Source organism: Streptomyces sp. NPDC001536 (genome assembly GCF_042894505.1).
Lineage (GTDB): Bacteria > Actinomycetota > Actinomycetes > Streptomycetales > Streptomycetaceae > Streptomyces.
Genome location: NZ_JBIAVQ010000003.1, coordinates 188111 through 211936, shown reverse-complemented (window position 1 = coordinate 211936; position 23826 = coordinate 188111). Strand labels below are relative to the sequence as shown.

The following is a 23826-nucleotide window of genomic DNA, read 5'->3' as shown; positions in this document are numbered from 1 at the left end:
GGTCTACCGCGCGCCGTTCATCCTTGATCGAGTACCATGACCGCTCGTTCCGCCGGTTCGACAGGCAAGGGCAGATGGGGGGCACGAGTGGGTAATCAGTACCCCCTGCAGGCTAAGCGGCGGCCGAAGTTTGAGGAGGGCGTCGGCTCCCTGCGAGTCGTGGACCTCTTCGCGGGCTGCGGTGGCCTCACGCTGGGTATTGCCCAGGCAGCCCACAAGCGTGACGTCTCGCTTGACGTTCGTCTCGCAGTTGACTTCGAGGCAGCTCCCACCAAGGTCTTCAAGGCCAACTTTCCCAAGGCCAACGTGCAAGAGGGAAGCGTTGAGTCCTACTTCGACGGCGACCTCGGCGCCTCGTTGACTGCTCAGGAGCTTGCGACGCGGTCCACGGTGGGTGAGGTCGGACTCTTGATCGGCGGACCGCCGTGCCAGGGGCACAGTAACCTCAATAATCACACTCGCCGAGATGATCCCAAGAACCGGCTGTACCTGCGTATGGCTCGTGCCGCAGAGGTGCTGCGCCCTCGCGCGGTCGTCATTGAGAACGTGCTGGCTGTCGTCAATGACAAGCAGCAGGTGGTCTCCCGCGCCATCGTTCACCTTAGAAAGCTTGGATATGACGTTGCCACCAGCCGTATCGACCTGCTGAAGCTCGGGGTCGCCCAGACGCGCAAACGTCACATACTGCTGGCCATCCGCGAAGACGCCCTACCTTTTGGCTTTTCGGCTGCCGACCTGCTGCAGGTCGAAGATCACAAAGCCGCACCTCATGACTTGCGTTGGGCGATCGGGGACCTGCTCGACGTCCGACCGAAGTCATTCTTCGATGAGGCTGCCGTACCCAACGCGGATAACCAGCGACGTATGAAGTATCTCTTCGAGAACGACGCGTACAACCTGCCGAACGAAGAACGCCCTGAGTGTCATCAGGGCGAGCATAATTACACCTCGATGTATGGCCGTTTGTGGTGGGACCGTCCGGCTCAGACTATTACCAGCGGTTTCGCTACGATGGGTCGCGGACGCTTTGTCCACCCTGAAGTTCCGCGGTGTCTGACCGCCCACGAAGCCGCGCGCGTCCAGGGTTTCCCGGACTATTTCAAGTTCGTCGATGAAAGGGTCAAACCTCGCTACGAGCTGACTCGCACCGAAGTTCAGGTCATCATCGGCAACGCTGTACCCCCACCCCTCACAGAAGCGCTGACCTCCAAGCTCTTCGACGCTGAGGTACTGCTGGTGAAGGACGAGGCTTCCCAGCAGCTTGAGGACGACTTCGCTGCCGCTGCCGCAGTCGACCTCGCCTGCTGAGCCTGCAAAGGGTTGTTTCCACCCGAGGGCACTTGAGGTAGGCGAATGGCCAGCTGGTGGCCCATTAGAGTAGACACTCAGCGCTTGCCGTGTGTGCCCTAGCCGTTACCCTCCAACAGGTCGGCGAAGTTCCCAAGGCCGTGCTCCTTGAGATATGGCAGAAAAACATGCCGAGGCGGCTGCACGCTGCGATAGGGGTTGGCGCACGGTCCGTTGTAGAGGGCTCCTCCTGGAGCTGTGGACAACCCACCTGCCGGACCTGTGGAGAGTCCGCCCCTGGGGCCAGTCGAGAGGCCACCCCCGGACCGGTAGAGAGGCCGCCGCCGGGTCCGGTAGACAACCCTCCTCCTGGACCCGTTGACATCCCTCCGCCGGGTCCGGTGGACATGCTTCCCCCTGGTCCTGTTTCGTTCCTGTATGGCAGCAGCCAACTTGGCGCGACTGCAACTGTGATCATTGCTGCTCCCTATCGCGCATTAGTTCGAGGGGGTACGCCCTCGGGCATCTTGTGACATATCCAGTACAGGGCGACCATCACGTTGCGTATCGTCTGTCTCATGGCAAGCAGAGCTTGTGGTTGGTGTGGCACCTCGCACACATGACGCTGGTGGCTCCGGTCATTGAGCTTCCCAGCGAACACACGGCAAAAGGTTTGAACACAGGCATCCCCTTCGCAGGCTTTCCTGCTGCTTGCTAGGCAGGAATTCGGCTACATGGCTCTTGAATACTCTGGAAAGAATCTTTTGTAAAGCGAAAGGTAGATCCATGGGGAATGGCGGCAAGCGAGGTCGGAAGCGTGGCAATCCCATTCCTCCGGAAGAAGTAATCGAAATTGCTGAACTTCCGTATGGAGTTATGGTCCGACAGGGGCGTTTTATTGAGACACATGGAACGCGCAGTCAGGCTGAGATGGAAGAGCTCGTTGACTATCTCGCCGGACCATATGCTTCAGAGCTTGATAAAGAAAGAGAAAGGTCGAGTGCCCGCCTGGATGAGATTCTCACTGCGACCGATCCGCTCGATCTGATTTGTCGAGCTTCGCTGACATACGCCCAAATCGATCCAGCGACCTTTCGGGAGTCCGAGAACGATCAGCTCCCGTCTCACATCGAATTCCTTGCCCTGCGGGCACTCCCATATGTAGACGGCTCATCGCAGGTGGAATCGAAAGGTGACCCGCTGGAGACGGCGATTCTCACTGGCGAAGCTATCAAACTGGCTCGCGAACTCTTTGACGCCACCGGCGAGATCACCCTTTTCCGAGCACTGAAAGACGTCCGCGGAAAAGAGAATGATATCGAGGATGAGTATATCTTGAGGACTCGTATTGAATCAATGAGCGTAAGGGGGGCGGGTTACCCTGAACATCTCACGAAGATACTTCTCGGTTGCTTCACTGGATTTGACGACGAATGCCGACAGCTTTTGGGTTATACGGCAGCGGAAGCAGTCGCAGTCGTTCACGAGATTCACAATATCGTCGAAGCGAGAGTTCATCCGCTTCGCAGGGAGGCTGCCGATAGTTTTGGCCCCCTATCCCTCTTGTTGAAGAAGCAGCGAAGGAAAGGGAATGGCCCCTTCCCCAGGTGGCTAGTCAAGGCCTCACCTACAGAGGGCAAGAACTATCTATCCATGCTTGTCACCGCTCAAGCATTGGCGGAATCGCGTGCCTTGTGCACCGTTCTTCCATCTGAGCTTTCATCAACATTGTCGATCTCTGTTGAGTCAGTAGAGTCAATTCTGGATTCATTCGCCTGTGACCCTGCGGAATATAACGATGAGCGGCACAAGTATCCTGCCGGTGCCCATCCCCTTACTGAACGACCAGTTCTAAAGACCGATCAAGGGTATATCCTTCCTGTACCGGCTGCAATGTTTGAAGCGCTCAGGCCGAGGATGGAGGACTTGCTGAGAAATGCGGCAAGAGGGAAGCTGTGGGAGAGGTATTTGGCGGCCCGGGGTAAATACCTAGTCCGTGAGGCTGTCGATCTAATTTCAAGCGCTCTTCCTGGATCTTCCAAACATTACGAGACTCCATGGAAATCGTCAGTAACGCAGAGTGACCTGGATGGCCTCGTATCTTCTGATGACGTTTCCTTTCGCATCCAAGGAAAGGCCGGACGTCTCCACGCGGCCGCCCGGCGGGGTGCACCGGGGAGAATGAAGAAGAACATTGAAGAGCTGATCGAATCAGCGGCATCGCAGCACAAAGCACTAGCTGATGCCCTTCGAGACGAAGGCCCCGAAGCCATCGGGCTCGGGAAGTGCTCCGATGCGTTGCGTAAGAGGTTCCAATTTGAAGTTATCGTGACCCTTGATGACGTAACCGTATGGGCAACTGACACTCATCAGTTGGTTCAGCATGGGAACCTGTCGGAGGATCGACCGATCCCATGGGTCCTTTCCTTGGCTGACCTCATGGTGGTAACGGATCTTCTGCACGGCAGCCTGCTACCGCATTATGTCATTAGGCGACAGCGTTTGGAGAAGCAGGCGTTTGTGTCGGCGCACGATGAATTGGATTGGGTTGGACATTATCTTAAGGAAGGTCTCTTCTTCGACAGATTTCTCGTCGATGGACCCGCCAGGATGCGACTCCTCAGCTACACCGATCCCATTGATTCTTGGTATCTAACCAGAGATCTTGACGGATTTACTCATGTGGAAAAGCCTTCTCCCGAAATTCCAGAGGAGCTATTCAATCTATTGAGTCGCCTGGAGGAGGTCCGTCCGGATCATTGGATTACGGCATCTCTCGCCCTTATCGATGGAGATGAAGCGGCTTGGGGTGAATGGAATACTTTCCTTGTCCGAGCGAAAAATAGGGTTCAGGCAGTAGGTTGGTCGAATGCTACTCAGGTCTATAACGGTAGGCTTGGCGTAACTGTCTACATTAATCAAAGAATTGTTCAAACAGGTAGGCTTCGCCGTGAAATTAAAGAGTACTCGCATCGAAAAAAAGAAGAAATGGGGCTACCCAGCTGGGTGTCCATTGGAGACGCCGGCGGCCGTCGCCTCGTCGTAGATGTGATCGAAAATTCGGACGGTGATGGCCTTGAGCGTGCATTCACGCATTCGGCGTTGCCTGCCTCGACGTAGGGCGGGATTTGGGTATGGACGAGAGTCAAGGTCGGTGTAGCGGCTTTGGGGTGGCGCTGCTTTGGCGCGAGTGATCATGGCCCCGTAAGCTTCCGGCGCGTCGGGCAGTCTGTGGACCTGCCCGGTAAAGCACGACGTGGGGGCCATGATCTTCGAGGCTCGCGCCAAAGTGGCTCCGTAAAGCCGTGGAGCCGACCGCCCCAGCCACGATGTACCCCTTCTCTAACGCCAGGCGGCTGCATGCTTTGAGCGCGGAACGGGCGCCGGCCGGGCTGGAGCGGGGCGGAGACAGGAGCGCAGGCCCGGCCGGGGGCCGGGCCGCGCGCGGGGAGCGGAGCGAGCCGCCTTGAACCCGTGAAGAAGGTTGTTACTCAGCTATCGGCAGCGTTCGGGTTTGTGGGACGGCCAGGTCAGAACGGCGGTTCTTCGCTGCAACCCGCGTCAGCGCCCGGATACCGCGTGCGGTGGTCCGGTACAAGGTCGGTGCTGCAGAACCAGAAGGGGTCGCACTGGCCTTCGAGCCCCGTTGAGTCCTCGCCCCATGCGTCGAGAGCGTCGATGGCTCGCTCCCGGTACTGCCACAGTTCGCTGGTTCCGAGGATCTGCCGGATCAGGGGGACCAGTGCTGCTTGGTGATGACGCACCCTGGGATCGTCCAGGAGTGGGATGCACGCTGCGATGGCTGCTTCGCGTACATGACGGTCGCTGTCATCGGTGTACGCGAAGGCGGCTGAGAAGAGCAGCGGCCGGATATCGCGTACGGCAACGGCCGACGGATAGTCGTCGAGAGGAAATCCGTGCTCGCTGTCGATGATGTAGGCCGCGTCAGTGACGTCGTTGGCGACGGAGTCGATCCAACCCAGTAGTTCGGCGCGCATGTTGCCTGGGAAGGACCAGCGGTCTTTGTCGACGGAACATGTCGTCCGTGGGTCGGAAAGGATCGCGGCCACGTACAGGGCTGTGGGCGCTGTCGCCTCGTAGAGAGTGTTCTGATGGTGCACGACGTGATGGATGTCGCCCAGCGCCTTGGTTCTCACCGCCTGGTTCGGGTCCAGGAGCGCGACCAGCACCTTCGGTACGTCTTCGGCCGGCCCGTAAGCGTGATTCAACTCTGCCCAATTGGTTCGGGTGAGCGTCTCCTGTGGGGCGGGGAGAGCGCCGGGAGAAGAGAGCTTGTGGATGTCTGTCATCTGATCCGCCACAGGGGCGCTGCGTACTGCTGAGGGCGGCGGGCGATGAGGAGTTGGCGCAGACCGTCGCGATGGGAGCCGCTGAGGCTCAGTACCTCTGTGAGGTGACGAAAGGTCGTGTGAGTGATTCCGCGGCCCCGGGCTTCGGTCTCGAACTCGTCGAGTTGGGACAGAACAGAGTCGGCATCGAGCCCCGCATCTGCCTGGTCCTTCAACCACCCGGCTTTGTTGCGCTCGTAGTCGATCTCCGAGTAGCCGCAGATCTCGCGGCTGTAAGCCTCCACCTCGTCCAGAGTTTCAGTCGTCAAGACTGCACGGGCTAGCTCGTTCCGGCTCAACGCCTCGTCCAAGTCGACCTGGTGGACTGTCGGGCTCTCGTCTGTGAGAGGTACGGGCAATCCTGCGTCGCGGACTTCGCATGTACCGCGTACACCCTGGGCCGTCGCCGCGAGCATCCCGGTTGCCTCGGACGGGTGCCATTCCAGTACCGGGCTGACCGACTCGACGTCCTTCGCGGTGAAGGTGTGGATGAGCGGGCCGAGCATGCCGCGTACGTCGTCGAGCGGCAGTTCACCGTCCAGTCCGGGTCCTGCGACCAAGAGCCGCACGGGGGCGTTCACTTGGCAACATGCCGCGAGCGTAAGAGCGTCTGCTAGCGGGCTCTTCAGAGTCGGCTCGTCGCCTCGGGCGAGGATGTCGCCGCCCACATCCAGGAGATCGATGGAGTCAGGGGAAAGGTGGCTGACGAGTTCTTCGAGTTGGCGGGTGACGCCCTCGGCGCCGTGATGCGGGTCGATGAGGGCGAAGGTGTGCGGGAGTTCAGCCGCAAGCCGGGGGAGTGTCGAGCCCGCTGGAGCAATCGGCCGGGAATCTGCCGGCACCGCCCAGACCGCCGGGGTGAGCTGCTCAAGGCCGGTGAAGTTGTCCGGTCCCCGCGGGCCCGGTACCGGATCGACGAGCAAGCGGTCCCACGCGTACGTGAGGATCACCGCCTGGTCCTCGTCGCCGTAGAGGGCGGCGTGAAGCATTGCGGCGGCGACTGCGTCGCCCCCTCCTCCTGCTGCGACGATCAACCGCTTCATGCGGCCAGCGTACGGGGTACGGGGTTGACCACTCACCCTATAGTGGCTAGAGGCCATAGCCACTTGGACGAGGAGGGCGAATGCCTCAGATTGAGGAGGCCCAGCCGAAGTATCTCCAGATCGCGCACTTCATCCGCGATCAGATTCTTCGGGGAGACCTGAGGCCGGGGGATGAGGTGCCCTCGGAGCGGCAGTTGGCGGCGGACTGGAAGGTGTCCCGGCCAACGGCTGCACGGTCGTTGGAAGCGCTGAGCCATCAGGGGCTCGTCGAGAAGCGTCAGGGATCGGGCACTTATGTGCGCAGCCTGGAGGTCAACCGGCGGGCGCGTGAGCTGTACGGCCGGGCCCGGCAGACCGGGAAGATCTACACGCCTGGTGAGTACGCGGTGATCACGTCGGCCGGTTGGCTGGATGCGCCGGATCACGTCGCCGAGGCCTTGGGCCTGGTCAAGGACCGTCGGGCCGTGCACCGGCGGAGGGTGACCAACAACCAGGACGGGCCGATCACGCTGTCCACTTCGTGGTTCGCTCCTGACGTTGCCGAGCGCGCGCCCAAGCTTCTGGATCCTGAGCGGATTCAGCAAGGGACGCTGATGTACGTCGAGAACATGACGGGGCGCCAGGGTAGCTATGCCGAGGACCGCATGTGTGCTCGGGGCGCCACCGACGAGGAGGCGGCGGACCTGCAACTGGCTCCTGATGAGGCTGTCCTGATCGTTCATCACGTCGTCTTCGACCTCCAGGACCGGCCGTTGGAGTTCGCCGAAGCCACCTATCCCCCGCATCGTTGGGCCTTCGAGCAGGGCTACCCGCTGACCTGATGACTCGTCAGTTATGTCGAACTGCTTGCGTAGTCCAAGTGGCTAATGCCACTATCCACCAAGTGGCTAAGGCCACTTGGATCGGAAGGGGGCACGGCGTGACGAGTCAGCGGCCGGACAAGAGTGCGCGGTTAGCTTGCCGGGGATGCCGAGGGCGTGGTTGGAAGCGCGTCGGCTCCCGTACGGCTCTGGCGCTCTCCGTAGCCAACGACCGCGTTCGTGCCACATCGAAACGGCGCTGCCTCGACTGTGACGGCAGCGGCAAGGAGTGAGCGCGGATGGATGACGCCACCGACGGCCGTCGCGGATTCGGTACCGCACGACTCGGAGCGATGATCCTGTTTCCGGCGCCGGAGTCGGTCCCCCGAGCCCGACGATGGTTCCGGAAGCTCATTGCCCCGTACAACCCGGCCTGCTCGATCGAAGACTGCACGCTGATGGTCTCCGAGCTGGTCACCAATGCCGTTCTCTATGGACGGGCGGATGAGCTCTGGTGGGTGCGCCTTGAGTGGTACCGCGTGGAGACGTCGCTTCGGATCGAAGTGCACAACCCCGGCTTCCCGGCGAACGTGCGGCTGCGGCGTCCAGAGGCCAACGACGCGCACGGACGGGGCCTGTTGCTCGTCGACTCCATCGCTGAGTCGTGGCACTCCGGGCCCAGTCGATTCGGTGGGACGGTGGTGTCCGCCGTCGTGGCTGACGCCTGGCCGACGAATGAAGGCTTCGGCTACGTCCTACTGTGAGTGTGTAAGTTTCGCTAGTCTGGTTGACCAGTTGACTTGGCCAATCTCGACGGGCGGCGTTCATGGCGTATGAAGTGGAGCCACCGAAGTACGTGCGTCTCGCTCAGACCATCCAAGGTCGCATCGAGGACGGCACGTACCCGCCCGGTACGCGGGTGCCCAGTGAGAACCAACTGGTGCAGGCTTTCGGGATGTCACGCCCCACCGTCGTGCGGGCGCTGGAGCTGCTGAAGCGTGACGGCTGGCTGGAGTCCCGGCAGGGATTCGGCACCATCGTGCGGGGGCGCCCCGAGGTCGTCGAGCAGCAGGACCGCCGCGGTCGAGCCGCGCTGAAGCGTGACGAGTCGCAGACGCCGGGCCGCCTGATCGAGGTCGGCCACGTGCCCGTTCCCTCTCGCGTTGCCTCCGCCCTCGGGCTGCCCAAGCGGGCGAAGGTTCTCGTGCGTCGGTTCCTGGTCGAGGAGGACGGCGAAGCTGTCGAGCTGGTCTCGTCCTACTTCCCCGCCGGCCTGGTCGACGGAACCGAGTTGGAGTCGCCCGAAGCGCTGAGCGGCAGCGTCCGCGAGCACCTTGAGGCGCGGAAGAAGGTGCGCTTCGACTATGTGACGGAACGCGTCTCGGCGAGACTGCCCGACGGCGGAGAAGCTGAACTTCTGGAGCTCCCTGAGGGGGTTCCCGTTCTCAGCGTGCTGGTCATCGCCTGCGACACCTCGGGGCAAGCCTTGCAGGTCGTCGATGTGCTGCTGCCTGCCGACCGGCAAGAGCTGGAAGACACCTACCGGCTGAACTGAGCGTTGTTCGGGGCGAGTTGCTCTTGACAGCCACTTGACAAGTCAAGTTAGCAACCTTAACTTCGAACTTGCTAAGTCAACTTGTCAGGTGGCGAGTTGATCGACTCAGAAGGAGAAATTCCTGTGCGTGTGATCCGCGTTGACGCCTCGTCCGCCACGATCCTGCTCACCGAAGCGCCGGCGCCGAAGGTGCGCGACCGGCAGACCGGCGAGATCGCCAAGGATGCTGTGAGCGGCGAGGCGCTGATGACTGTCGGCGTCGTCTTCATCGACGAGGGCGATTCGTCTCTGATCCAGGTCACCATCCCCGAGAGCGGTGTGACCGACGGACTTGCCGTCGGCGCCCCGGTATCGCTTCCGGGGCTGATTGCCCGGCCCTGGGAGAGCGTGTTCAACGGGCAGCAGCGGCACGGCATTGCCTACCGGGCCACCGCCGTTGCACCTGGTGCCTTCCCGATGGCTGAGGCGGTCTGATCGACGTGACCGACCTCGTGACGTGGGCCGAGCTGGGCGGGTCGCTCGCCGCGATAGGCGGCGCGGCCTACGCCCGGCACGCCTACCCGGCGGCGTACTGGTCCACGGTCGGGCTGCCGATCTCGGTGGCACGGCTGCTGGCCTCGTACACCTCGACCATGGATGCCTGCGGCCTCACGGTCGAACCGCCCAGGTGGCGGGCTCTGGCCGTCAGGGCGACGACCCGCCGGGAGGTACGGCCCGTGCCTCCCCGCCGGGGACTGATCCGCCCCACCTCGACGGGCCTTCGGGTTCGGCTGCGGTTGGCTCCGGGGCAGGAACCGGCGGACGTCGCCGCCTCGGCGGAACGCCTTCGCCACGCTTGGGGCGTGCACGCCGTGTACGTACGCGACATCAAGCCCGGTGTCGTCGAACTGCGGCTCGTCGGCTTCGACGTACTGCGCAAGGTGCGGATGCCTCGCCGGACAGCCGGTGATCACCTGCGGGTTCCGGTGGCTCTACGAGAGGACGCCACGGCGTTTGTACGTGACTACCGAGCCGTACCGCATGAACTCGTCCTCGGCGCCACGCTGTCCGGCAAATCCATGTACCTGCGGAACCTGCTCACCAAGCTGGCGGCTCAGCCGGTCGCTCTGGTCGGCATCGACTGCAAGCGCGGCGTCGAGCTGGCGCCGTTCGCCGCCCGGTTCTCCGCGCTGGCGACCGACCCCGATCAGGCGGCCGAGCTGTTGCCCGTGCTCGTCAAGGAAATGGAGGACCGCTACGACCTGATCAAAGCCCGGCAGGGCATCGCGCCCGGCACCCCGGAAGAAGAGATCACTTCGGATATCTGGGGTCTGCCGGAAGACGAACGCCCCGCTCCCATCGTGATGTTCATCGATGAGGTGGCCGAACTCTTCCTCGTCAGCGCGCGCAAGGAGGAGGAGCGGAGAGACGAGATGGTCACCCAGCTCATCCGGCTCGCCCAACTCGGCCGCGCCGCCGGGATCTACCTGGAGGTCTGCGGACAGCGGTTCGGTGCCGAACTGGGCAAGGGAGCGACCATGCTCCGCGCCCAGCTCACCGGCCGCGTCTGCCACCGCGTCAACGACGAAGCCTCCGCGAAGATGGCGCTCGGCGACATCGCCCCCGAGGCGGTCTACGCGGCCTGCGCCATTGCCGCCGAGCTGCCCGGACTGGCCGTCGTCGGCGACACCTCCGGCGGCTGGTCGCGCATCCGTACCCCGTATCTGTCCCTATCCGATGCTGCGGCCACGTGCCGTGAGGTGGCACACCTCGCCCCGGATGTTCCGGCGCTCGTGCCCTTCCGCCCGTATGTCCCGCCTGCGCCCGTGAAGGACTCCGGGCTGGTGACCGCCCCGCTTCCCGTCGCCGAGTAGCAACCCCCGATCCAACGGCCGGCGCGGCCGTCCCGCGCCAAGTCCCTACCCCCTCCATGCCCGAAGAAGGGAGAGCGGTCTCCATGTGCCCCAACTGCGAGGACTTCGCCCGCACCGTCCTACTGCTCGGCCAACTCGCCCTGTATGCCGACGTGCTTGGCGCTGACGAGGACTTCATCGAGGCTCTGGGACCGTCGCTTGCGGCGTCTCTGCCTGACCCGCCGCCCGGTGTCTTCCCGCCCGGCTACGACCCCGACGACGGCCCGGACTACCCCGGCACGGCGTTCTGATGGCTCGCTCCGCCGTCCGAGTGGACGCGGTCCTGGTCCAGGCCGTCATCGCTGGAGCCCTGTCCTTCGCTCACCTGCATGACCTGGCTGCCGCTGCCGGACAGGGCGGCTGGAAGGCATGGGCCTACCCGATCAGCGTGGACCTGCTCCTGGTGGCCGCGTGGCGGCGGCTCCGCTCCGGCGGGACCAAGACGGCTGCCTGGTGCTGGTTCCTCGTCGCGCTGACCGCGTCACTCGGGGCGAACATCGCCACGGCCGGGCTGCTCGACCTGGGCGCCGTACCGGCCTGGCTGCGCATCCTCGTCGCCGGATGGCCGGCCGTCGCTTTCCTCGGCGGAACGCTGCTCGTGCACGGATCTCCGGAGCCGGAAGCCGCACCGGGCCCAGATGAGAAGCCGACTGCCCAGGATGAGGCCCCGGCGCCCTCCTCCGCACCTCAACTACCCGCTGCTGCACCGGAGTCAGTTCCGCCTCCGGCAACCAAGGTCCCGCCCGCTCTGGTCGCCCACGCGCGCAAGGTCGCCGACGACCACCGCGCCCGAACTGGAACTCCCATCGACACCTCGACGCTTCGCGCCCGGCTCGGCATCCCGCTGCCGCTCGCCGAAGCCATCGCCGACCAACTCGCCTGACCCGGAGGAACTTTCCGCATGCGCCCGTCCACGCTCCGCGCGCTGAAACGCGCCGCCGAGCTGACTCGACAGAACCGCCTCACCGAAGCCGTGCTGATCGCCGAGCCCGTGATCATCGCCGCCGACAGCTACGAGGGCGACGAGATCTTGCGCTGGCTGGCCGACCACGTCACCGACTTCACCGGCGAAACCGAGGCCAAGCCCGACAAGGAGACGCCCTGATGACCGCCAACCCCCGCTTCCGCAAGGTCGTCCGCATCGGCCCCGTCCAGGTCGCCACGTACTACGACCAACGCGGCCGCGAGAAGCACACCGCCGCCTGCACTGCCCCGCGCTGCGGCTTCTCCACCGAATACGACAGCCGCCCGGCCGCCGAGTTGGCCGCCCGCACACACCGTTGCCGCGCTCGCTGAGGAGACCCCGTGACCGTCTCGTTCCCGCTCGTCTTCGTCCTGGGTGTCATCGCCTGGGCCGCGATCAAGTTCCTCGGCATCCGCCTCTGGGTGGCCGTCGTGATCGCTCTGTTCGGCTTCTGGCTCTCGTTCACCTTCCTCGCCCCCGCCATCGAGTCCGGCACGCGTTCCGGAGTCGACGTCGTCAACGGCACCGACAAGTGACAAGGAGGTCCACCATGTTCCGCCCCAAGCTTCCCGACGTCCCGACCCTGCCGACGGCATCCGTCGTGCCTCAGCAAACGCACGTCCCGGTGCCCTCCGCGGGCCGGTCGCTCACGCCCTACGCGGGCGCAGTCGCCGCCGTGGTCGTCGTCGGCGTCGTGCTCACCGCGCTCCTGGCGGCCGTCGCCATCACGGCCATTTCGGTCGCCATCGCCGCCGTGGTCCTGCGCTCGCTCGTCAACGGCGCCAACAGGCGCTGACCGGCCGCCGGGGCGGCAACAACGCCGCCAAGCATCCCGCCGCCCCGGGGCCGTCCCTCCCAACCGCCGAAACAGCCGAAAGGAACTCCCATCATCACCCGGCAGACTCCGCCCCCACTGGCGGAACTCTCCATGTTGGCCTCCCTCGGCACCATGCCCGAGCTGGGCCGTCAACTCTCCGGCCTGGGCGGCTGCACTCACCCCGTCCGCCTCGACGGCCACCGCACGGTGTACGCGGTCGACAAGACGACCGGCGAGATCGGTGCAGTCCTGCACCACCTCGACTCCGCCACGCTCCCCGCCGGTCAGCTTCTGGTCCGCTGCAACAACCGCCGCGCGACCCGTTGCGCCGCCTGCGCCGAGACCTACCGCCGCGACACCTACCACCTGATCACCGCCGGACTGCGCGGCGGCAAGGGCGCCTCGGAACAGGTCGCGACACACCCCCGCGTCTTCGCAACCCTGACCGCCCCGAGCTTCGGCCCGGTCCACAACCGCCCGAACGGCGGCCGGGATTGCCGCTGCGGCACCCGGCACGACGAGAACGATCCTGCCCTGGGCACACCACTCGACCCGGACACCTACGACTACGAAGCAGCCGTGCTCTGGAACGCGCATGCCGGTGCCCTGTGGCGGCGCTTCTCGATCTACCTCCGCCGAGAGGTGGCCAAGCGCGCCGGCCTCACCCAACGAGCCTTCCTCGACCACGCCCGCATCTCCTTCGCGAAAGTGGCCGAGTACCAAAAGCGCGGCGCGGTCCACTTCCACGCGGTCATCCGCCTGGACGGCCCGGAGGGAGGAGACACCGCACCCCCAGTCTGGGCTTCGACCGGGCTGCTCACCGACGCCATCCAAGCCGCAGTCGCTGCCACGCGTATCGCCGGACCCCAGATCGACGGCCGGTCTCACCGCTTCGTCTTCGGCCGTCAGCTCGACGTACGCCCGATCCGCTCCGCCGACTTCGACGGCGGCCAGGAGCTGACCGAGCGGGCTGTAGCGGCGTACATCGCCAAGTACGCGACCAAGGGCGCAGAGACGGCGACGGGCACCCTGGATCGCCCGATCCGCTTCCTCGCCGAACTGGCTCAGGCCCGGATCAGTGACCACGCCCGGCGCATGATCCGAACCGCCTGGACCCTCGGCGCGCGCCCCGAGCTGGCAGACCTGCGCCTGCGGGCCTGGGCTCACATGCTCGGCTTCCGCGGCCACTTCTCCACCAAGTCCCGCCGCTACTCGACCACTCTCGGCGCCCTCCGCGACGCCCGCGCCGAATGGCGCCGTGCCCAAGCCGCACCGCCTGTCCCACAGGACGGCGAAACCACGCTCGTCCTCGCCCACTGGGTGTTCGCCGGAACAGGTCTCAGCGCTGCCGAGACCTGGCTCGCGGCTTCCCTCGAACCCGCGCGCGGAACGGAAGGAGAACCCACCACATGACTACGGCCTCGTCCGAACTGCTCACCGTTCCTGAGGTCATGGCCCGGCTCAAGCTCGGCCGCACCAAGGTCTACGACCTGATCCGCACCCGGCGCCTGGTCTCCATCAAGGTCGACGGCTGCCGCCGCATCCCGGACACCGCTGTACGCGCCTTCATCCGAGGCCAGATGGGAGAGGCGGCCTGATGACGAAGCGCCGTAGCCGCGGTGACGGCGGCCTGCACTGGGACGAGAAGAGACAGCGTTGGATCGCCACGGCGAACCTCGGCTTCGATCCAAGCGGCAAGCGAATCGTGAAGCGGGGGAGTGGCAAGACCAAGACAGAGGCGAAGAACAAGCTCAAGGAAGTACTGCGGGATCACGAAGATGGCCTCGCCATCGCACCCACCAACTACACGGTCAAAGACGCGGTGACGGACTGGCTCACGTACGGCCTGGCCGGCCTCGACCCCAGCACCGTCGAGACCACAACCCTCCTGAGCCAGAAGCACGTCATCCCGTCGCTCGGCGCTCGCAAGCTCCGTGACCTCAGCGCGGAGGACGTAGACCGCTGGCTGGCCACCAAGGCGAAGACGCTCAGCACGCGCACACTCCAGGGCCTTCACTCCTGCCTGAACCGCTCGGTCAAACGGGCCATGGCGCGAGACAAAGTGAAGCGCAACGTCGTCGAGCTGTGCTCGGTGCCTCAAGGCCAGGCCGGTCGCCCGTCCAAGGCGCTCACCTTCGCCCAAGCTGAGGCTGTGCTCAAAGGGGCCGAAGGAACCTCGATGTACGCGTACATCGTCGTCGCGCTGCTGACCGGGGCCCGGACCGAAGAACTACGCGCCCTCACCTGGGACCACGTCTTCCTGAAGGGCCGTCCAGAGTTCGATCCGCCGCAGCCTCCACACATCGCCGTGTGGCGCTCAGTTAGGCGGAGCGGGGACACCAAGACCCGGAAGTCCCGGCGCACCCTCGCCCTGCCGGCGCGCTGCGTCGAAGCTCTCTGGCAGCAGTTCGAAGACCAGGGCTGGGATCGGCTCGCCGCGGAAGACGCCTGGGAGGAACACGGCCTCGTCTTCTCTTCGGCCGTTGGCAAGCCGCTCGACGCTGCCAACGTCCGCCGCGCCTTCCGCCAAGCACTGAAGGATGTCGACGGGGTCGACGCTGCGGAGTGGACTCCCCGGGAGCTCCGGCACAGCTTCGTGTCGTTGCTCTCTGACCGGGGTGTCCCGCTGGAGGAGATCTCCCGGCTCGTCGGGCACTCCGGTACGGCGGTTACCGAGGAGGTCTATCGGAAGCAGATTCGCCCCGTGATCCAGACCGGCGCCGTGGTCATGGACGGCATCTTTGAGCGCGGCCCAAAGCGGTAGTCACGCAGATAGACACGCATGCAGAAACAGGTGAGGCACCTACGGAAATCCGTAGGTGCCTCACCTGCTGTTTTGGCTGTCGGGGTGGCGGGATTTGAACCCACGACCTCTTCGTCCCGAACGAAGCGCGCTGCCAAGCTGCGCTACACCCCGATGTCGCTGCTTGTCCTGCTTGTCGCGGCGACGACGTTTACTTTAGCCCACTGGTGGCTGGAGACGAAATCCGGTTTTCGCGCGGTGGTGGGCGCGGTGGCGGAGGGGGTTCGGGCGGGCGTGGTCGAGGGCTACGAGGAGGACGGCGAGGGCGTAGAAGGAGAGGCCGAGGAGGAGGGCGTTGCCGAGGACGCTCTTGTAGCCGTGGAGGTCGACGTCGAGGAAGGCGTAGAGGTAGCGGGCCTGGGTGCCGGGGAGGAGCAGTTCGCCTCGGATGAAGGAGAAGGCGAGGTAGGCCATGGGGTAGAGGAGCCACGTCGCCGCCTGGCGGAGGTGGAGGCGGCCGGGTGCGGTCAGGAACAGCCAGTCCACGAGCGCCGCGGCCGGGAGCGCCGTGTGCAGGACGTGGCTCGCCAGGGACTGCCAGCCGGTCGGGGCCGTCGTTCCGCCCGTCATCGAGAACGGGGTCGTCGCGTCGGCCAGGAGCAGGTGGTACACCGAGCCCGCGAGTAGGACGTAGAGCAGCGTCGCACCCGTCAGCGCGGCCGGCAGCGGGCGGCGGGCGCTCCACGCGCGCTTCGCCGACAGTACGCAGACCAGCGCCAGCAGGATCGCGCTCTGGATCGAGAAGTAGCTCAGCACGCGGGCCGGGCTGCCGAGGAGCAGGTCGATCGCCACCGCCGCCGCGGCTGTGAGAGCGACCAGCAGACGGTACGTGGCGGCCAGGGGGCGGCGTACGGGGGCCACCACCGCCGTGGCGGGGACGGGGGAGGGCAGCAGCGCGGGCATGCCCGGGATCGCGGGAAGGTCCGGGATGTCCCTGGGTATCGGGGCGGTCATGCCCTCACGCTAAGCACCCCTGACAAAAGGGGCGATACGGGCGGGCCGTGCGGGTTACCCCACGGCCCGGCACCCGTGCGGGAGCTACGGAGCCGGCCCGCAACCAAACCCTCCTCACCGGCACGCCCCGGCACTCGTGCAGGAGCTACCCCGCGTGGAAGCCCCTCCCCGGTGCGGGAGCCGCCCCGTGCGGGAGCCCCATGCCAGAGCCACCCCCGTACGGAAGCCACGCCCTTACGGAAGCCACCCCCGTACGGAAGCCACCCCCACCCCCCACCTACCCCCGCCCCACCAACGTCAACAACGTCGCCTCCGGCGGACAAGCGAACCGCACCGGCGTATAGCGGTTCGTCCCGCACCCCGCCGAGACATGCAGATACGACGTCCGGCCCTCGGCCGTGTGCGTCGACAGCCCCTTCACCCGTTCCGTGTCGAGGTCGCAGTTGGTGACCAGCGCCCCGTAGAAGGGGATGCACAGCTGCCCGCCGTGCGTGTGGCCGGCGAGGATCAGTGGATAGGCGTCGGCCGCGTAGGCGTCGAGGACGCGCAGATACGGCGCGTGGACCACGCCCATGGAGAAGTCCACGGAGGACGACGGGCCGCCGGCCACCTCCGCGTACCGGTCGCGCTTGATGTGCGGGTCGTCCAGGCCGGTCAACTCGATCGACACGCCCTCGACCTTGAGGGTGCCGCGGGTGTTGGTCAGGTTGAGCCAGCCCGCGCTGTCGAAACCGTCCCGCAGGTCCTCCCACGGGTTGTGGACCACGCCCACGGCGGGCGGGTTGCCGTTCAGACCGTGGCGGCCGCTCGCCTTCTCCAGCAGATAGCGGGCGGGGTTGCGGGGCCTGGGGCCGTAGTAGTCGTTGGAACCGAAGACGTACGCCCCCGGGAACTCCATCAGCGGACCCAGCGCGTCCAGGACCTCCGGGACGCCCTCCGGGTCCGACAGGTTGTCACCCGTGTTGATCACGAAGTCGGGCCGCAGGCCCGCCAGCGACCGCAGCCAGCGCTGCTTCTTGCGCTGACCGCCGACCATGTGGATGTCGGAGACCTGGAGCATGCGCAGGGGACGCATTCCGGCAGGGAGGACGGGGACCGTGACCCGTCGGAGGCGGAAGGAGCGGGCTTCGAAGCCCGCCGCGTACACCAGACCGGCGGCGCCAGCCGCCGCGATCGACAGAGGTACTCCGTATCGCGCGCGCATGGGTCCCATCGTGTCAGACCCGGCAAGTACCCCGTCCCCCGCCGTCCCTTGAAGCCGGCCGCCTGAAATCGACGGGCGTCCGGCCTCGCACACCTGCGAGAATCAGTCACATGACCACCACGCTCAAGTCGAAGCTCCAGGAAGACCTCACCGCCGCGATCAAGGAGCGCGACGAGCTCCGCTCCTCGACGCTGCGCATGACGCTCGCCGCGATCACCAAGGAGGAGGTCGCGGGCAAGGAGAAGCGCGAGCTCTCCGACGACGAGGTCCTCAAGGTGATCACCAAGGAGGCGAAGAAGCGCCGTGAGGCGGCCGACGCCTTCGCCGAGGGTGGTCGTGCCGAGTCGGCCGAGCGGGAGAAGGCGGAGGGCGAGGTCCTCGCCACGTACCTGCCCAAGCAGCTGTCCGACGAGGAGCTGACCGACCTCGTCGCCCAGGCCGTCGAGGAGGCCAAGGCGGCGGGCGCCGAGGGGCCGCGGGCCATGGGCGCCGTCATGAAGATCGTGAACCCGAAGGTCGCGGGCCTGGCGGAGGGCGGCCGCGTCGCTGCCACCGTGAAGAAGCTGCTGGCCGGCTGAGCCGGCACCGACCGCGCCCAACGGCGAACGGCCCCTTCACCGTCGTACAGAGATGTCTCTACGACGGTGAAGGGGCCGTTTCGTCGGGCGGCTAACGCCTAGCCGTTGCGGCCGCCGTTCCCGTTGTTGCCCTGGAACAGGTCCTCCGGGATCGAGAAGGTCGGGTTCGGGAAGGCCCCGCCGTCCGTGCCGCCGTTGTTCTGGCCGCCGTTGTCGTCGCCGTTGTCCCCGTCGCCGTTTCCGTTGCCGTTCCCGTTGCCATTGCCGTTCCCGTTCCCGTCGCCGTCCCCGTCGCCGCGGTCCGGGTTGTCTTCCGGGAGGTCGATGTAGTTGAACGGCGGGGCTTCCTTGCCCGCGAGGGCGCCGGTCATGGCGTCCTTCCAGATCGGGCCCGGGACCTTGCCGCCGTAGACGAGGTCGTTGTACACGCCGCCGATCGTGATGTTCTTCATCTCGACCTTCTGGGTGGCGCTGCCGACCCAGACCGCGCCCGACAGGTTCGGCGTGTAGCCGACGAACCAGGCGTTCTTGCGGGAGTCCGTCGTACCCGTCTTGCCGGCGTTGTCGCGGTCGGAGAGGCCCGCCGTCTGGCCGGTACCGGAGTCGACCACGCCCTTGAGGAGCTGGTTGACGGTGTCCGCGGTGGTCTCGGACATGGCGCGCGAGCAGGTCGACTTGGGCACCTCCAGCGACTTCTGCTGCTGGCCGACGCGCTGGGTGATCGACTCGATGGCGATCGGCGTGCAGTACATGCCGCGGGAGGCGAAGGCGGCGTACGCGGTCGCCATCGTCAGCGGGGAGATGCCCTTGGAGCCCAGCGCGATCGCGGGCACCTCGGGCAGCTTGTCGCCGTTGCCCTGCACGACCTGGAGCTTGTTGGTCATGTTGACCACGGGGCACAGACCGATGTCGGAGATCATCTGCACGAAGTAGGTGTTGACCGACAGCTCCATCGCCTTGCGCAGACGGTAGGGGCCCTTCTCCGACTCCGACTCGTTCTCCAGCTTCTCGCCGTTCAGGTTGACCCACGGCTTGCTGTCACAGGTCTGGACGGGGCTCGGGTACTCCATCTGGTACGGCGAGGAGTACTCCTGGTTGGCCGGCCGGCCCTCCTCCAGCGCGGCCGCCGCGACGAACGGCTTGAACGTCGAACCGGTCGGGAAGCCGTAGTTGGAGCCGCCCATGCCGTAGCCGACCGAGTAGTTGATCTCGGTCTCGTTCTTGCCGTAGCCGTACGGCTTCGACTGGCCCATGCCGACGATCTTGCCGGTGCCGGGCTCGACGAGGGTGGCCGCGGCCGCGACCTTGTCCGACTTGTAGACGTGCTCCTTGAGCGAGGCCTGGACCGATTCCTGCGCCTGCGGGTCCAGGGTGGTCTTGATCGTCAGACCGCCCTGGTTCCAGACCTTGGCGCGCTCCTCCTTGGTCTTGCCGAAGACCGGGTCGCTCTTGAAGACCGCCTCGACGTACTTGCAGAAGAAGCTGGCGCCCTTCACGGCGGTGATGCAGCCGTTCTTGGGCTGGCTGACCTTCAGGCCGAGCTTCTCCTCCTGGGCCTTGGCGGCCTCCGCGCGGGAGATGTCGCCGACCTCGGCCATGCGCTGGAGCACGATGTTGCGCCGCTTGGTGGCCTCGGCCTCGTCGTTGATCGGGTCGTACCGGCTGGGCGACTGGACGATGCCGGCCAGCAGCGCCGACTGGGCCAGGGTGAGGTCCTTGGCGGACTTGGAGAAGTAGCGCTGGGCGGCGGCCTCGACGCCGTAGGCCTGCTGGCCGAAGAACGTGATGTTCAGGTAGTTCTCGAGGATCTTCTTCTTGCCCAGCTCCTCCTCGACCTGGATCGCGTACTTCAGTTCGCGGATCTTGCGGCCGATGGTCTGCTGGGTGGCCTGGGCGACCTTCGTCGGGTCGTCGCCGGCCTCCTCCACGAAGACGTTCTTCACGTACTGCTGGGTGAGCGTGGACGCGCCCTCGGCCACCCCGCTGCTCTGCACGTTCTTGTTGAGCGCGCGCAGCACGCCCTTCAGGTCCACCGCGCCGTGCTGGTAGAAGCGCGAGTCCTCGATCGCGACGATCGCCTTCTGCATGTACGGCGAGACGTCCTTGAGCTCGACGACCGTGCGGTCGCGCGAGTACACCGTGGCGATCTGGCCGCCCTTGGCGTCGAGGATCGTGGTGCGCTGGCTCAGCGGCGGCGTCTTCAGATTGGCCGGGAGCTCGTCGAAGCTCTCGACCGAACCCTTGGCCGCGAGCCCGAGCGCACCGAAGGCGGGCAGGGCGATGCCCGCCAGCACCGCGCCCGAGAGCACGCTGACACCGAGGAACTTGGCGGCCTGCTGGGCGGGGGACAGACCACCACCGGAGCGCTTCTTCGACATGGGGGCAGCCTAATCCGTACTCATGAGCGTTCCGAGGGAGCGCTTGCTCCTCGGGATGTTCGGCAGGCTCGCGGGGGTGTTCGGCACGCTCTTCGAGCGCATGGCAAAGAGGGCGCCTACCTTCTCATTCGCCGGACACGCGCGCAGGCCTTGGCCTAAGCTGCTCTCAACTGTCACAGCAGTGCGGCCACGTATCAATACGTCCGGCGACCCCGAATCGTTCCGGAGGTTCCCCAACTTTTTGTTGGGGGCGTGTCCGAATCCGCCTTGTGTGTCACCTGGTGCCCGTTGTGACTCAACTGAACTGTCCCGCTTTGCCGGGATGATCACGCATGTCGCCAGCTCACTCCCCCGGGTGATCTGCCGCTTACCCATAGTCCGTTCGGGCCATTCAAGATTGGGCCCGAAGGGGGTGTTGCGCTGTGCCCACCTTCCGTAACGTCCTCAACTGGCGGCGGTGAATATGCCGCTGCCGCCGTGGGGGAGCCTCGATTCGGGAGAGGACGGCGCCGGTATGGGCTGGGTAACCGACTGGAGTGCGCAGGCGGCCTGCCGCACTACCGATCCAGATGAGCTGTTCGTTCAAGGAGCAGCGCAGAACAGGGCCAAGGCGGTGTGCACCGGATGCCCGGTGCGCACGGAGTGCCTGGCCGACGCGCTCGACAACCGCGTCGAGTTCGGCGTGTGGGGAGGCATGACGGAGCGGGAACGCCGCGCGCTGCTGCGCAGGCGGCCCACCGTGACCTCCTGGCGCCGGCTCCTGGAGACTGCGCGTACGGAGTACGAGCGAGGGGTCGGCATTCTGCCCCTCGACGACGATGAGGTGTACGAGAACTACGCGGCGGTGAGCTGAGGGCGAGGCCCCTGGGGGCCCGTCCGCTCCGGCTCAGCCGTCCGCGGTCTCAGGTAGCTCCGGCCGACCGGCCGCGAGCCGTGTTCCGATGTCTCGCAGCCCCGCGAGGTCGTGTACGTCGCCGGGCAGCGCGGCCACTTCCGCCACCGCCACTTCGGGGTGGAGCGAGGTGAAGCGGTCACGCGTGCGCTGCTCGCGGGAGAGCAGCTGCATACGCTCGGCATGCAGTCTCAACAGGCTTGCGGTGAGTTGTTCGACGGTCCGGTCCGCGGCGGGGGAGCCTTCGGCGGACACCGGAACGGGTGCGTGGTCGGACGCGGGGGATTCTGAACTGCCGTCTGTGTCGGGAGAGTTACGAACTCCAGCTTTCCCGTCCTCCTGATCGACAATGCGGGACTCCTCAAGATTTTCCGCGGCGGCGAGTGCCCGCTCGGCCGACAGCCGGGCGGCGCCGCTGCCGTGGACCCGGTTGAGCACCAGCCCCGCGAGCGGCATGTCCTCGGCGGCCAGCCGCTCCACGAAGTAGGCGGCCTCCCGCAGTGCGTCCCGCTCCGGCGCCGCGACCACCAGGAACGCCGTGCCGGGCGCCTGGAGCAGCTTGTACGTCGCGTCCGCGCGGGTGCGGAACCCGCCGAACATCGAGTCCATCGCGGACACGAACGTCTGGACGTCCTTGAGGAGCTGACCGCCGAGCAGTTTGCCGAGGGTGCCGGTCATCATCGACATCCCGACGTTCAGGAACTTCATCCCCGCGCGCCCGCCGAGCTTGGCCGGTGCGGTGAGCAGCCGGATCAGCTTGCCGTCGAGGAAGGACCCGAGCCGCTTGGGCGCGTCCAGGAAGTCCAGCGCGGACCGGGACGGCGGGGTGTCCACGACGATGAGGTCCCACTCGTCGCGGGCCCGCAGCTGGCCCAGCTTCTCCATCGCCATGTACTCCTGCGTGCCCGCGAAGCCCGCCGAGAGCGACTGGTAGAAGGGGTTTCCGAGAATCGCGGACGCCCGCTCGGGGTCCGCGTGCGCCTCGACGATCTCGTCGAAGGTGCGCTTCATGTCGAGCATCATCGCGTGCAGCTCGCCGTCGCCCTCGACGCCCTTCACGCGGCGCGGGGTGTTGTCCAGGGAGTCGATGCCCATGGACTGGGCGAGCCGGCGGGCCGGGTCGATGGTCAGGACGACGACCTTCCGGCCGCGCTCGGCGGCCCTGAGGCCCAGCGCGGCGGCGGTGGTCGTCTTGCCGACGCCGCCCGAACCGCAGCACACCACGATGCGTGTCGCCGGATCGTCGACCAGCGGATCGAGGTCGAGCATGCGCGCGGGGGAGAGGCGGTGGTGGCGGGCCTGCCCCTCGACGTCCGGACTCATGACATCCCCTGCTTCCGCAGTTCCGTGGCCAGCTCGTACAGACCCGCCAGGTCCATGCCCTCGGCGAGCAGCGGCAGTTCGTGCAGTGGCAGGTCCAGTTCGCCGAGCACCGCGCGCTGTTCGTGCTCCAGCGTGTACCGCTCGGCGTACTCCTCGGCCTGGGCCAGGAGCGGGTCCACCAGCCGCTCGGCATGTCCGCCGCGCCGCGCCCCGCCGAGCCCGGCGGCGGACAGCGACTGTGCGAAGGAGGAACGAGCGGTGCCGCGTACGAGTTCCAACTCGGCCGCGTCCAACACCTCCGGGCGCACCATGTTCACGATGATCCGCCCCACCGGCAGTTTCGCCGTCCGCAGCTCGGCGATGCCGTCCGCGGTCTCCTGGACGGGCATCTCCTCCAGCAGGGTCACCAGGTGCACGGCCGTCTCCGACGACTTCAGCACCCGCATCACCGCCTGCGCCTGATTGTGTATCGGCCCTATCTTCGCGAGCCCCGCCACCTCGTCGTTGACGTTGAGGAAGCGGGTGATGCGCCCGGTGGGGGGTGCGTCCATCACGACGTAGTCGTAGGCGAACCGCCCGGACTTCTCCTTGCGCCGCACCGCCTCGCACGCCTTGCCGGTCAGCAGGACGTCCCGGAGACCCGGTGCGATGGTGGTGGCGAAGTCGATGGCGCCGAGCTTCTTCAGGGCGCGTCCGGCTCCACCGAGTTTGTAGAACATCTGGAGGTAGTCCAGAAGGGCCAGTTCGGGATCGATGGCGAGGGCGTACACCTCCCCGCCGCCCGGTGCGACCGCGATCTTTCTCTCCTCGTAGGGCAATGCCTCCGTCTCGAAGAGCTGTGCGATGCCCTGGCGGCCCTCGACCTCGACGAGAAGCGTGCGCTTCCCCTCGGTGGCCAGGGCCAGCGCGAGAGCCGCGGCCACCGTCGTCTTACCGGTGCCGCCCTTGCCACTGACGACCTGGAGCCTGCTCACGTCTTCGAGCGTA

The 23826-nt window shown here is 66.0% G+C and carries 25 protein-coding genes and 1 tRNA gene; 18 read left to right on the top strand and 8 right to left on the bottom strand.

Features of this window, described 5'->3' with window-relative positions; translation table 11 throughout:
* Nucleotides 1-159: 159 nt before the first annotated feature.
* Nucleotides 160-1308, top strand: coding sequence for a DNA cytosine methyltransferase (locus tag ACFY0U_RS09915; protein ID WP_388632910.1), 1149 nt, complete (start codon nucleotides 160-162; stop codon nucleotides 1306-1308).
* A gap of 765 nt (nucleotides 1309-2073) precedes the next feature.
* Nucleotides 2074-4407 (top strand): hypothetical protein, encoded by a 2334-nt coding sequence (locus ACFY0U_RS09910; protein WP_388632907.1) that lies wholly within the window; start codon nucleotides 2074-2076, stop codon nucleotides 4405-4407.
* Between the two features lie 410 nt (nucleotides 4408-4817).
* On the opposite strand, the gene ACFY0U_RS09905 is transcribed toward ACFY0U_RS09910, so the two are convergent.
* Nucleotides 4818-5597: a hypothetical protein gene (locus tag ACFY0U_RS09905; protein ID WP_388632905.1), complete on the bottom strand. Its 780-nt coding sequence runs from the start codon at nucleotides 5595-5597 to the stop codon at nucleotides 4818-4820.
* Complete coding sequence (locus tag ACFY0U_RS09900) at nucleotides 5594-6679, bottom strand: DUF1152 domain-containing protein (protein ID WP_388632902.1); 1086 nt, start codon at nucleotides 6677-6679, stop codon at nucleotides 5594-5596. The genes ACFY0U_RS09905 and ACFY0U_RS09900 overlap by 4 nt, the downstream gene beginning before the upstream one ends.
* An 80-nt stretch (nucleotides 6680-6759) precedes the next feature.
* Between ACFY0U_RS09900 and ACFY0U_RS09895 the strand changes: the two genes are divergently transcribed.
* From ACFY0U_RS09895 to xerC, 14 genes are all read left to right on the top strand, one after another.
* The gene (locus ACFY0U_RS09895; RefSeq protein ID WP_388632897.1) at nucleotides 6760-7500 is read left to right on the top strand and encodes a GntR family transcriptional regulator; all 741 of its coding nucleotides are present in this window, start codon (nucleotides 6760-6762) and stop codon (nucleotides 7498-7500) included.
* A 278-nt stretch (nucleotides 7501-7778) separates the two neighbouring features.
* Nucleotides 7779-8243, top strand: coding sequence for an ATP-binding protein (locus ACFY0U_RS09890; protein ID WP_388632894.1), 465 nt, complete (start codon nucleotides 7779-7781; stop codon nucleotides 8241-8243).
* Between the two features lie 62 nt (nucleotides 8244-8305).
* Complete coding sequence (locus tag ACFY0U_RS09885; protein WP_388632891.1) at nucleotides 8306-9034, top strand: GntR family transcriptional regulator; 729 nt, start codon at nucleotides 8306-8308, stop codon at nucleotides 9032-9034.
* 123 nt (nucleotides 9035-9157) lie between these two features.
* Nucleotides 9158-9508, top strand: coding sequence for a hypothetical protein (locus tag ACFY0U_RS09880; RefSeq protein WP_388632888.1), 351 nt, complete (start codon nucleotides 9158-9160; stop codon nucleotides 9506-9508).
* 5 nt (nucleotides 9509-9513) lie between these two features.
* The gene (locus tag ACFY0U_RS09875) at nucleotides 9514-10887 is read left to right on the top strand and encodes an FtsK/SpoIIIE domain-containing protein (protein WP_388632885.1); all 1374 of its coding nucleotides are present in this window, start codon (nucleotides 9514-9516) and stop codon (nucleotides 10885-10887) included.
* Between the two features lie 83 nt (nucleotides 10888-10970).
* Nucleotides 10971-11177, top strand: coding sequence for a hypothetical protein (locus ACFY0U_RS09870; protein ID WP_388632882.1), 207 nt, complete (start codon nucleotides 10971-10973; stop codon nucleotides 11175-11177).
* Nucleotides 11177-11809, top strand: coding sequence for a DUF2637 domain-containing protein (locus ACFY0U_RS09865; protein ID WP_388632879.1), 633 nt, complete (start codon nucleotides 11177-11179; stop codon nucleotides 11807-11809). The genes ACFY0U_RS09870 and ACFY0U_RS09865 overlap by 1 nt, the downstream gene beginning before the upstream one ends.
* Nucleotides 11810-11827: 18 nt before the next feature.
* Nucleotides 11828-12031 (top strand): hypothetical protein, encoded by a 204-nt coding sequence (locus ACFY0U_RS09860; protein ID WP_388632876.1) that lies wholly within the window; start codon nucleotides 11828-11830, stop codon nucleotides 12029-12031.
* Nucleotides 12031-12222: a mobile element transfer protein gene (locus ACFY0U_RS09855; RefSeq protein ID WP_388632873.1), complete on the top strand. Its 192-nt coding sequence runs from the start codon at nucleotides 12031-12033 to the stop codon at nucleotides 12220-12222. The genes ACFY0U_RS09860 and ACFY0U_RS09855 overlap by 1 nt, the downstream gene beginning before the upstream one ends.
* Nucleotides 12223-12231: 9 nt before the next feature.
* Complete coding sequence (locus ACFY0U_RS09850; protein ID WP_388632871.1) at nucleotides 12232-12426, top strand: hypothetical protein; 195 nt, start codon at nucleotides 12232-12234, stop codon at nucleotides 12424-12426.
* Nucleotides 12427-12440: 14 nt separating this feature from the next.
* Entirely contained in the window at nucleotides 12441-12686 is a 246-nt protein-coding gene (locus ACFY0U_RS09845; RefSeq protein ID WP_388632868.1) for a SpdD protein, read from the top strand.
* A 132-nt stretch (nucleotides 12687-12818) separates the two neighbouring features.
* Nucleotides 12819-14120 carry a replication initiator gene (locus ACFY0U_RS09840; protein WP_388632865.1) on the top strand — a complete coding sequence of 434 codons (1302 nt, stop codon included), beginning with the start codon at nucleotides 12819-12821 and terminating at the stop codon, nucleotides 14118-14120.
* Nucleotides 14117-14305, top strand: a complete 189-nt coding sequence (locus tag ACFY0U_RS09835; protein WP_388632862.1) for a helix-turn-helix domain-containing protein — start codon at nucleotides 14117-14119, stop codon at nucleotides 14303-14305. Before ACFY0U_RS09840 ends, ACFY0U_RS09835 begins: the two co-directional genes overlap by 4 nt.
* Nucleotides 14305-15471 carry a tyrosine recombinase XerC gene (gene xerC, locus ACFY0U_RS09830; protein ID WP_388632859.1) on the top strand — a complete coding sequence of 389 codons (1167 nt, stop codon included), beginning with the start codon at nucleotides 14305-14307 and terminating at the stop codon, nucleotides 15469-15471. The genes ACFY0U_RS09835 and xerC overlap by 1 nt, the downstream gene beginning before the upstream one ends.
* A 79-nt stretch (nucleotides 15472-15550) precedes the next feature.
* Here the strand turns inward: xerC and ACFY0U_RS09825 are convergent.
* The 3 genes from ACFY0U_RS09825 to ACFY0U_RS09815 form a co-directional block, all read right to left on the bottom strand.
* Nucleotides 15551-15624, bottom strand: a tRNA-Pro gene (locus ACFY0U_RS09825).
* A 42-nt stretch (nucleotides 15625-15666) separates the two neighbouring features.
* A complete protein-coding gene (locus ACFY0U_RS09820; RefSeq protein WP_388632856.1) occupies nucleotides 15667-16464 on the bottom strand; it encodes a Pr6Pr family membrane protein in 798 nt (265 codons plus the stop codon).
* A 277-nt stretch (nucleotides 16465-16741) separates the two neighbouring features.
* Nucleotides 16742-17668 carry a metallophosphoesterase gene (locus ACFY0U_RS09815; protein WP_388632853.1) on the bottom strand — a complete coding sequence of 309 codons (927 nt, stop codon included), beginning with the start codon at nucleotides 17666-17668 and terminating at the stop codon, nucleotides 16742-16744.
* Between the two features lie 110 nt (nucleotides 17669-17778).
* On the opposite strand from ACFY0U_RS09815, the gene ACFY0U_RS09810 reads away from it, so the two are divergent.
* Entirely contained in the window at nucleotides 17779-18246 is a 468-nt protein-coding gene (locus ACFY0U_RS09810) for a GatB/YqeY domain-containing protein (protein ID WP_388632850.1), read from the top strand.
* 98 nt (nucleotides 18247-18344) lie between these two features.
* Here the strand turns inward: ACFY0U_RS09810 and ACFY0U_RS09805 are convergent, their stop codons facing one another.
* Nucleotides 18345-20624, bottom strand: a complete 2280-nt coding sequence (locus tag ACFY0U_RS09805) for a transglycosylase domain-containing protein (protein ID WP_388632848.1) — start codon at nucleotides 20622-20624, stop codon at nucleotides 18345-18347.
* A 514-nt stretch (nucleotides 20625-21138) separates the two neighbouring features.
* Here ACFY0U_RS09805 and wblA point away from each other — a divergent pair.
* Nucleotides 21139-21477 (top strand): transcriptional regulator WblA, encoded by a 339-nt coding sequence (gene wblA / locus ACFY0U_RS09800; RefSeq protein WP_037735517.1) that lies wholly within the window; start codon nucleotides 21139-21141, stop codon nucleotides 21475-21477.
* 33 nt (nucleotides 21478-21510) lie between these two features.
* On the opposite strand, the gene ACFY0U_RS09795 is transcribed toward wblA, so the two are convergent.
* Nucleotides 21511-22839 carry an ArsA family ATPase gene (locus ACFY0U_RS09795; RefSeq protein WP_388632844.1) on the bottom strand — a complete coding sequence of 443 codons (1329 nt, stop codon included), beginning with the start codon at nucleotides 22837-22839 and terminating at the stop codon, nucleotides 21511-21513.
* Nucleotides 22836-23813: an ArsA family ATPase gene (locus tag ACFY0U_RS09790; protein ID WP_388632841.1), complete on the bottom strand. Its 978-nt coding sequence runs from the start codon at nucleotides 23811-23813 to the stop codon at nucleotides 22836-22838. Before ACFY0U_RS09790 ends, ACFY0U_RS09795 begins: the two co-directional genes overlap by 4 nt.
* Nucleotides 23814-23826: the final 13 nt, after the last annotated feature.